We start from the raw sequence: 8,291 nt of genomic DNA, 5'->3' as shown, positions 1-8,291 counted from the left end.
TTCTTTTTGAGGTCCGGGTGATTATCAATGTGGTCATCGATTTCACTCAACAGACGCTTGCGCTCAGCTTCAAGCGCTTCCAGCATCGTTGTCAGTGATTCAATGACAATCTCCGATGCCTGTGTCAACTCTGCGGCCTCCTGCCGATTCTTTTCGCGCTGAAGGTCCTCATCCAGGGCTTCAAGGCGTGCTATCAACGCCTTAAGCTGGCGTATTTTCCTCGGCTCAGGCACCCACAAAGCCGGTTTGGCCTGCTCGCCGAACTTCGCCAGTATCACACTGTCTTTTTTATCGGTCTTATGAACATACCCCATCGACTCAGCAAACTTCTTAGGCCGTGCTGGGTTTACAACGCTGACCCGAAAACCTCGGTCGTACAACTGCAGAGCAACAGCTTCGTGATAAACGCCTGTGGCTTCCAATACCACATGGATCTCATCCGGCTGACTGCCAGTGTTCTTTACCAGCCAATCACCCAGGTGTCTGAATTCGTCAGGCTGATTCTTAAATATTTTGCACTTAACTTTGTTCTTTTGTGAATCCCGCAGCCAGCAACAATCGAGCTTGGCTTTACTTACATCGATCCCAACAGATTGCATAATTAACTCTTACTACCCTTGTCCATGCAGCATCACCGCTAAGCGGGCGCTTGGATACCATCCAGTGTTAGAGAAAAAGACTCAGGGCATCATCTCTCCCACAGTGTCAACGCACTCGGGTTAGGGACATACTCACTGAGCCTTGGTGGATTACTGATAGCTAATCAGTAACCCGAGACAGATACAAGGGTTGGGTGAGGGGTTTTTAGAACTTAACATCATCCGTTTCGCCCTAATTTAGCGCCTTGCTTTGTACGTTTTTATGCTCCTAAAAGTACTCATACGCCGCTATGTATCTATACTTTATCGGATTTCACTGGCTGAATGATCTGGCGCAGTTTTACGTTTGTGTTTGCGGCATAGGATCCTGCGCTCTGTCGCTGTTTACCTTGGTTATCTGAATATTTACTGGGTACTTTTTTTCAGCGGTGTTTTTTTAATCATTAAGGATGAATTTTATGAATATAAAAATGTTATCAACGGGACTACTGATGCTTTCAACAGCGGCAGTTGCTGGTAGTGGTCACGAGTGGGGATATTCGGGTAGCACAGGACCGGAAAACTGGGCGCAACTTTCTGGCGACTATGCTGCTTGTGGTGGCGTTAATCAGTCACCTGTTAATCTGACTGGCTTTTTAGAAGCTGAGTTAGCGCCAATCAACTTTCAATATCAAAAAGGTGCGTATGAGATCCTGAACAATGGCCACACGGTTCAGGTTAATTATAAGCCGGGCAGCTTTATGGAAATTGAAGGGCAGCGTTTCGAGTTAAAACAGTTCCATTTCCATGCGCCGAGCGAAAACCATATTAATGGCGAATCATACCCACTGGAAGCCCACTTAGTGCACGCAGATAAAGCCGGCCACTTGGCAGTGGTAGCGGTGATGTTTACAGAGGGAAGTGATAATGAGGGGATCGTGAAGGCGTGGCAGCAACTACCCGAAACAAAGGGGCAGAAGAATACGCTGACTCATCCCATCAGTGTGAATGAACTTTTGCCGAAAGAGCGTGCTTATTATCGCTTTAATGGCTCCCTGACGACGCCTCCTTGTTCAGAAGGTGTACGTTGGTATGTCATTAAGCAGCCAATGCAAGCTTCAATGCCGCAAATTAAGGCATTTGCTGATGCTTTGGGTCACCCCAATAACCGACCTGTACAGCCGTTGAATGCTCGTCAGGTACTGCAGTAATCAGATCTGCTTTGGCAATGAACAAGTGATGCGTCCAATATTTTGGGCGCATTTTTTGTTCCGCCTTTGTTCTTCGGTGTTACATAACCGCTGTTGCGACACATGGCTTAACAATTTCACCACATCCATTCCTTGCCTTATGGTGGCAAAGCGTTTCAATTAGAGCATTAAAATACGCGTCACTGCGCTAAATAGTCACCATCATAGACGGAGCAGAATATATGGATAGTCGACAGGGCAGATATCGTTGGATTGGTGGGTTGATTTTGGCGCAACTTATTTGCGGGATTTTAGTTAACTTCTTTCTTACTGCGCCGCTCTTTGGAACGCCTGGATTTTTAGTCAATGGCGCACAGCATTCTCAGCAAATTGGCTTCGCGGTGTTGGTTGGACTTGTCACCGGTATGTTGACACTGGCGGTGGCTATCACCCTGTATCCTTTGGCTAAACCACAATGGCCAACTCTAACGCGCTGGTTTGTTATGTTATCTGTGATCAGTTTTACCGTATCGGTGATGGAAAATATCAGTCTGATGTCGCTTGTGTCATACAGTGAAGCCTATACCACCGCTAGCCCTGAGCAGCAGCCATTGTATGAATTGTTTAAAACCGTGGTGGCATCAACCCGTAACTGGACCCATTACATCGGCCTCATGTTGTCCGGCACCATGTTGTTCTTCCTGTATCTGCTGCTTTTTCGTTCGCGGATGATCCCAAGGCTGTTGGCAGTGTTTGGTATGTTGGCGGTGAGCGCTCAACTTGTGGCGGTTGCTATGCCTCTGTTTGGCTTAGCCATTGTTTTTGCATTGATCGCGCCTTTAGCCCTCAGTCAGCTGATGCTGGCTTTATGGGTTTTGGTGAAAGGGCTCACGCTGAAAGCAGCCAATCAGCCGAGTCTCTGCTAGGCTAGCAGCCAGTGATTTGTCATCAGCTACGATGAGCTGCACGGCCCACAATAAGGAACCGTTGAATGAGTTACGAAGTGATTTCTGATCTGTTGGCGATGGGCGGGCGTTATCTGCGGATACGCCACACATCGTCGACACTTCGCTGTGACATGGTGTTTGGTGTTTTTTTGCCGCCGCAAGCCAGTGATGACCATCCGGTACCTGTGCTTTACTGGTTGTCAGGCCTAACCTGCACGGATGAAAACTTCATGCAAAAAGCCGGTGCAATGCGGATGGCTGCCAAGCTTGGATTAGCCTTGGTTGTGCCAGACACCAGTCCAAGAGGGGAAGATGTTGCTGATGCCCTCGACGGTGCCTATGACCTGGGCCTTGGTGCTGGTTTCTACCTGAACGCCACAGAAGCGCCGTGGCAGATGCACTATCAGATGTTTGATTACATCACGGAGGAGTTACCTGAGCTGGTCAAAGCGGAGTTGCCTGTGACGGATAGCTGGTCTATTTCGGGGCACTCTATGGGTGGCCATGGAGCGATGATGATCGCCTTGCGTTATCCGCAACGTTTTAAGTCTGTTTCAGCGTTTAGTCCTATCGTTAATCCGATGGCGTGCCCCTGGGGGCGCAAAGCTTTTAGTCATTATCTGGGAGACGATGAATCTACCTGGCAGCGCTATGACAGTTGCTATCTGATGGCACAGATCACTGATCCAAGTGGCTATCCGCCCTTGCTAATTGATCAGGGGGATGCCGATAACTTTCTGCTGCAGCAACTGCTGACCGAAAACCTGGATGCTCCGCTCGACAGCGCGGGTTATTCGGCTGAGGTACGAATGCAGCCAGGCTACGATCATAGTTACTTTTTTATCGCCAGTTTTATCGATGATCATCTGCACTTTCATGCTGAGCATTTGGGGCTGCTGGATTAACCCAAACAGCCCGTTTACTGGTTAATTTGGTGTGGTAGGTCTGCGGTTATGCGGCCGCAGATAATCTAGCGCTGAGCCAGTAGGAACCACCCGCGTTGGGTTGATACTGGCGTGACTGAAATAGTAGTGCTGTTTGATATGCTCGAAGTTGACGGTTTCTTTGATCCCGGGAACTTGATACAAGGCGCGCAGATAGTTAGAGAGGTTAGGGTAGTCTTCGATGCGTCTTAGATTGGTTTTGAAATGCCCCACGTAGACAGCGTCGAAGCGGATCAGTGTGGTGAATAGCCGCCAGTCGGCTTCAGTGATCTGCTCACCTGTCAGGTAGTTTTGTTTTTCTAACCGCAGCTCTACTTTGTCCAGTGCTGAAAACAGCGTATTAAACGCCTTTTCATAGGCTGGTTGGCTAGTGGCAAAACCGGCTTTGTAGACACCGTTGTTGATGGTGTCGTAGATCCAGGCGTTGGTCTGGTCGATAGCTTCCCTTAACTGCTCTGGGTACAGATCTAGCTGATTGCCAGTGATGTTATTGAACGCCGAATTGAACATACGGATGATCTCGGCGGATTCATTGCTGACGATGGTTTGGCGCTGCTTGTCCCAAAGTACAGGGACAGTGACACGACCGTTGGCTTTTGCATCGGCCAGTTGATAGATCTGATAGAGAAACTGTTTATCGTTGACGGTATCCTGATCTGCCCCTGCAATATGATGGCCGTTAAACAGGGTATTGCCTGGCTGGTAGAACTCCCAACCGTTTTCTAACATGTGTGGCTCAACAACGGTGACTGAAATATGTGGTTCCAACCCTTTCAGCGCCCGAAATATCAATGTGCGGTGTGCCCATGGGCAGGCAAGGGAAACGTAAAGGTGATAGCGGCCGCTTTCAGCTTTAAACCCTGCATCACCCGATGATCCTGCACTGCCATCTTCCGTCACCCAGTGGCGGAACTTTGAGTTATCTCTGACAAATTTACCGTCGCTCTGTTTGGTGTCGTACCACTGGTCAACCCAGCGGCCATCTTGTAGCAATCCCATTTTCTTATCCTCGTTAACGAGTGAGTGCAGGCTGACGGAGTTGATCTAACGGTTGCCCACGTTACTGCACTATCTCGATACTGAATTATCTCTAGTTATCTTGGTTTGTTGTTTTAGCTAAGGCGTTTGCTGATCAGTGCATCAACCGATAGTTTTCCTGCACCACTGAACATCAGTGCGGCAGATAGGGTGAGCAGAGCCAAACCAAACTCGTAGCCGTTATTACTCATAAACAGGCCATGTTGGATGTGCACGGCGAAGATAGCGACAAGCATCGTTATACTTAAAACGGCCGCTGCCGGACGGGTGAGCAAACCTACCAGCAACGCAATGCCACCGAAAAACTCTGCACTACCGGCCAGGAACGCCATGAGGGCACCGGGGCCTAGCCCAATCGACTCCATCCACTGACCTGTGCCGGTGATGCCATAGCCGCCAAATAGGCCGAATAGCTTTTGTCCGCCGTGGGCGATAAAAATGATGCCCGTGGGGATGCGAAGCATCAGCAGGGCGAGGGCGAGTTGTCTTTCGTTAGTCAGTTTAAAAAGTGTACGTATCATGTTTTGCTCCAGTCATCTATTTGGCTTGAACAGATAGTACGTTTAATAAAATGGGTATAAAACCGCAATAAATCGGCTTTATTGTCCCAATAAATAGAGTGAACATATAAGATCCCTGTTCAGGGAGTTGCTCTACGATCTCTGCAGAACATTGCGCTGTAAGGCCGGTAGCTTAAGCAGTAGGTCACCGTAAAAACTGTCGAACAGCATTGTTAGTTCAGCGTGTACCTGTTGCCATTCTTGATAACTCGCGGCAAATGGGGCGTCAACGCGCATTCGCAATCCTATCTTGTGTAAGGCGAGTTTGATGGTTCCTGGCGTTTGGTAGCTACAGAGCCAATCGGTTTCAGCCATACGGCGACAGACATCAATCATCTTTTCTGGCCAATGGGGCTCGGTGGCGGTTAGCTGGCGGTATTGTTGTTGGCTGAACTGAGTGAGGGAGGTGGGGTGGAACTTATGCCATTGCTTGGCGAGCAGGTGATCAAACAACATATCGATCAATATGCCGGTATAGCGCTGACGGGTCAGTTTAAATAGTTGCCGCGCCTGGATCACGTCAGGGTGGCTATCGGTAAAGCTATCGACCTGACGATGCAATAGCACGCCTATCCGCTGAGCTTGTGGCAGCGTGCGCCACTGGTCGCCTTTAATGAAGTCGCCCATCATGGCACCCACCGCAGAGGTGTTGGTGACGTCAGCAATATGCAGGTGAGCAAGAAAATTCATGCTGTGTCACCGTTATTCATCGGCTTGATCCATGAGCACACTCGCTCAAGTTTAGCGCTTACACCGCTGATGAGCATTCAGCCAGCTGATAAACACTAGCGTTTGGCATTTTGTCTCAGCTGGTGTTTGATAAACACTGCGGCAATGCCGGTGACAGCCAGTATCATCACGTAGTAACTGTGTGCACTCACTTCTATCGGCGATATCAGGAAGATAGAGCCCAGCAGTAGTGCTTGGGCACCGTAGGGCAGCAATCCTTGGCAAACACAGGCAAAGATATCTAATAAACTGGCACTGCGCTTGGGGGTCACTTCGTGCTTCTCTGCTAGTTCTTTGGCCAGGTCGCCGCTGACGATAATCGAAACCGTGTTGTTCGCGGTGCAGGTATTGGTCAGTGTAGCGATGCCAGCAATGCCTAGCTCTGCGGCGCGTTCGTTAGCTTCCTCTGTGTGTGAACGACTAAACAGCGCGATCACTTTTTCTATCTGCAGTCCCATCCAAGCCAGTCCACCTTGGGCTTTTACCATGGCACCTAAGCCACCGATCATGATGGAGAGAATAAATATCTCCTGCATACTGCCGAAGCCAGCATAGATATCTTTGGTGTACTGGCTCATGCTGTAATCCGGTACTTGCACCAAGCCAACGCCACCAGCGAGGATCAGTCCGATTGCGAGTACGAGAAAGACATTCATACCTAAGACGGCTAATACCAAGATAGTGAGATAAGGCAGGACTTTAAACCATTCAATATGTCCGGCGCCCGGCGTTGGAGCGGGCGTTTGTAGGAAGAAAAACAGCACAATAACGATCAGCGCAGCCGGTGCGGCGATAAAGATGTTTTCGCGAAACTTGTCCTTCATTTCACAACCCTGAGTACGCGTGGCTGCGATGGTGGTGTCAGAGATAATCGAAAGGTTGTCACCAAACATGGCACCACTGAGTACCACGCCTGCCATCAGTGCCTTATCTATGCCCGCTGCTTCGGCAATACCTAACGCGATGGGCGCAACGGCACCAATGGTTCCCATCGAGGTGCCCATGGCTGTGGCGATAAATGCACTGATTAAAAATATTCCCGGCAGAATAAAGCTACTGGGGATCACTGTGAGGCCCAGATTGACAGTGGCATCGACACCACCGGTAGCCTTGGCGACGGTGGCGAATGCCCCCGCTAATAGATAGATGAAACACATCGCCATGATATTGCTGTGGCCGGCGCCACTCAGAAACGTATCGATGGCTCGATTGAGACCCTCTTTGTGCATCACTATCGCCAAAAGTAACGCAGGTAACACGGCTACTGGGCTGGGTAGCTGGTAGAAAGCGTAGTCAACCCCTTGAGATTGATAGTAAATACCTGTGCCAATAAAAGTGACTAGGAATAGCAGTATGGGCAAAAGGGCGGATGCATTTGGGCGGATCTGATTATCTATTGATGTCATTTCATAGAAGGCTTTGGGCTTAGTATCAGCAGATGTTAGCATTACCGCTTTCAAACGATAAGGAAACTCCGATGTCAGAAGCGACATATTCTACGCCTCAAATCACTGCCAGCTACGGTGTGGGACGCAATTTAGGTGAACAACTGAAGCAAAACCCTTTCGAAGGAATGGATCTGGACGCCGTGGTTGATGGCATCCGTTCGGCCTTTGCTGGTGAAGCCAGCGTTGTGACTGACGAAGAGATGGAAGCGGCTTTTCGCGTGATCCAGGAGCAGATGCAGGCCCAGGCACAAGCGCAACATCAGGGCGCTATCTCTGAAGGTGAAAACTTCCTCACAGAGAATGCCAAGCGTGATGAAGTCACTGTCACTGAATCTGGTCTGCAGTATGAAGTGCTTGAAGTCGGTGATGGCGAGAAGCCAACGGCTAGCAGCACTGTACGTACCCATTATCACGGCACTTTAATCACTGGTGATGTGTTCGATTCATCTTACCAACGTGGCGAACCGGCAGAATTCCCTGTTGGTGGTGTGATCCGTGGTTGGACTGAAGCGTTACAGATGATGCCTGTGGGCAGTAAGTGGCGTTTATATGTGCCTTATGATCTTGCATATGGCGAACGCGGTGCTGGCGGGGCGATTGGACCTTATCAAACGCTGATTTTTGATGTCGAATTGCTTGATATCTTGGCGTAATAGATCTTTTTTTTAACTTTTGCAGGGGCGATCACAATCGCCTCTGTTCGTCTCTGCTTCCTCCCCCATTTCGCGGAATAGATCACAGTCGCACCCCTTCCTTTGTCTTTAGAATCGCTGCGGATTATCCCCTCATTGTGTCTAACGTTCGACATTTTGAGTTTAAAAAAATGATTTCGTGAACACACGAAACGCCATAAACAC

The 8,291-nt window shown here is 49.3% G+C and carries 9 protein-coding genes; 4 read left to right on the top strand and 5 right to left on the bottom strand.

Annotation, left to right across the window (positions count from 1 at the left end):
* The coding region (locus DU002_RS18000; RefSeq protein ID WP_147271895.1) for an IS110 family transposase at positions 1 to 599 on the bottom strand (599 nt) is incomplete at its 3' end.
* A 458-nt stretch (positions 600 to 1,057) separates the two neighbouring features.
* Between DU002_RS18000 and DU002_RS17995 the strand changes: the two genes are divergently transcribed.
* From DU002_RS17995 to fghA, 3 genes are all read left to right on the top strand, one after another.
* Entirely contained in the window at positions 1,058 to 1,789 is a 732-nt protein-coding gene (locus tag DU002_RS17995) for a carbonic anhydrase (protein ID WP_114339835.1), read from the top strand.
* A 221-nt stretch (positions 1,790 to 2,010) separates the two neighbouring features.
* A complete protein-coding gene (locus DU002_RS17990) occupies positions 2,011 to 2,694 on the top strand; it encodes a DUF4386 domain-containing protein (protein ID WP_114339834.1) in 684 nt (227 codons plus the stop codon).
* 65 nt (positions 2,695 to 2,759) lie between these two features.
* Entirely contained in the window at positions 2,760 to 3,620 is an 861-nt protein-coding gene (gene fghA / locus DU002_RS17985) for an S-formylglutathione hydrolase (protein WP_114339833.1), read from the top strand.
* A gap of 21 nt (positions 3,621 to 3,641) precedes the next feature.
* Here the strand turns inward: fghA and DU002_RS17980 are convergent, their stop codons facing one another.
* The 4 genes from DU002_RS17980 to DU002_RS17965 all read right to left on the bottom strand — a co-directional run bounded on the left by DU002_RS17980 (position 3,642) and on the right by DU002_RS17965 (position 7,392).
* Positions 3,642 to 4,658 (bottom strand): glutathione S-transferase family protein, encoded by a 1,017-nt coding sequence (locus DU002_RS17980; protein ID WP_114339832.1) that lies wholly within the window; start codon positions 4,656 to 4,658, stop codon positions 3,642 to 3,644.
* A gap of 113 nt (positions 4,659 to 4,771) precedes the next feature.
* Positions 4,772 to 5,218: a DoxX family protein gene (locus DU002_RS17975; RefSeq protein WP_114339831.1), complete on the bottom strand. Its 447-nt coding sequence runs from the start codon at positions 5,216 to 5,218 to the stop codon at positions 4,772 to 4,774.
* A 132-nt stretch (positions 5,219 to 5,350) separates the two neighbouring features.
* A complete protein-coding gene (locus DU002_RS17970) occupies positions 5,351 to 5,947 on the bottom strand; it encodes an acyl carrier protein phosphodiesterase (protein ID WP_114339830.1) in 597 nt (198 codons plus the stop codon).
* 95 nt (positions 5,948 to 6,042) lie between these two features.
* Positions 6,043 to 7,392, bottom strand: a complete 1,350-nt coding sequence (locus tag DU002_RS17965) for a Na+/H+ antiporter NhaC family protein (RefSeq protein WP_114339845.1) — start codon at positions 7,390 to 7,392, stop codon at positions 6,043 to 6,045.
* Positions 7,393 to 7,463: 71 nt separating this feature from the next.
* On the opposite strand from DU002_RS17965, the gene DU002_RS17960 reads away from it, so the two are divergent.
* Positions 7,464 to 8,087, top strand: coding sequence for an FKBP-type peptidyl-prolyl cis-trans isomerase (locus DU002_RS17960; RefSeq protein ID WP_114339829.1), 624 nt, complete (start codon positions 7,464 to 7,466; stop codon positions 8,085 to 8,087).
* The last annotated feature ends 204 nt before the right edge of the window (positions 8,088 to 8,291 follow it).

The organism is Corallincola holothuriorum (assembly GCF_003336225.1).
GTDB classification, from domain to species: Bacteria; Pseudomonadota; Gammaproteobacteria; order Enterobacterales; family Neiellaceae; genus Corallincola; species Corallincola holothuriorum.
Note: the sequence above shows the minus strand (reverse complement) of the source record. Positions and strands in the feature narration are given on the sequence as shown.

Coding starts and splice junctions, on each gene's coding strand:
- DU002_RS17975 (WP_114339831.1), bottom strand. CDS start 5,218: ATGATACGTACACTTTTTAAACTGACTAACGAAAGACAACTCGCCCTC.
- DU002_RS17960 (WP_114339829.1), top strand. CDS start 7,464: ATGTCAGAAGCGACATATTCTACGCCTCAAATCACTGCCAGCTACGGT.
- DU002_RS17980 (WP_114339832.1), bottom strand. CDS start 4,658: ATGGGATTGCTACAAGATGGCCGCTGGGTTGACCAGTGGTACGACACC.
- DU002_RS17995 (WP_114339835.1), top strand. CDS start 1,058: ATGAATATAAAAATGTTATCAACGGGACTACTGATGCTTTCAACAGCG.
- DU002_RS17970 (WP_114339830.1), bottom strand. CDS start 5,947: ATGAATTTTCTTGCTCACCTGCATATTGCTGACGTCACCAACACCTCT.
- DU002_RS17965 (WP_114339845.1), bottom strand. CDS start 7,392: ATGACATCAATAGATAATCAGATCCGCCCAAATGCATCCGCCCTTTTG.
- DU002_RS17990 (WP_114339834.1), top strand. CDS start 2,011: ATGGATAGTCGACAGGGCAGATATCGTTGGATTGGTGGGTTGATTTTG.
- fghA (WP_114339833.1), top strand. CDS start 2,760: ATGAGTTACGAAGTGATTTCTGATCTGTTGGCGATGGGCGGGCGTTAT.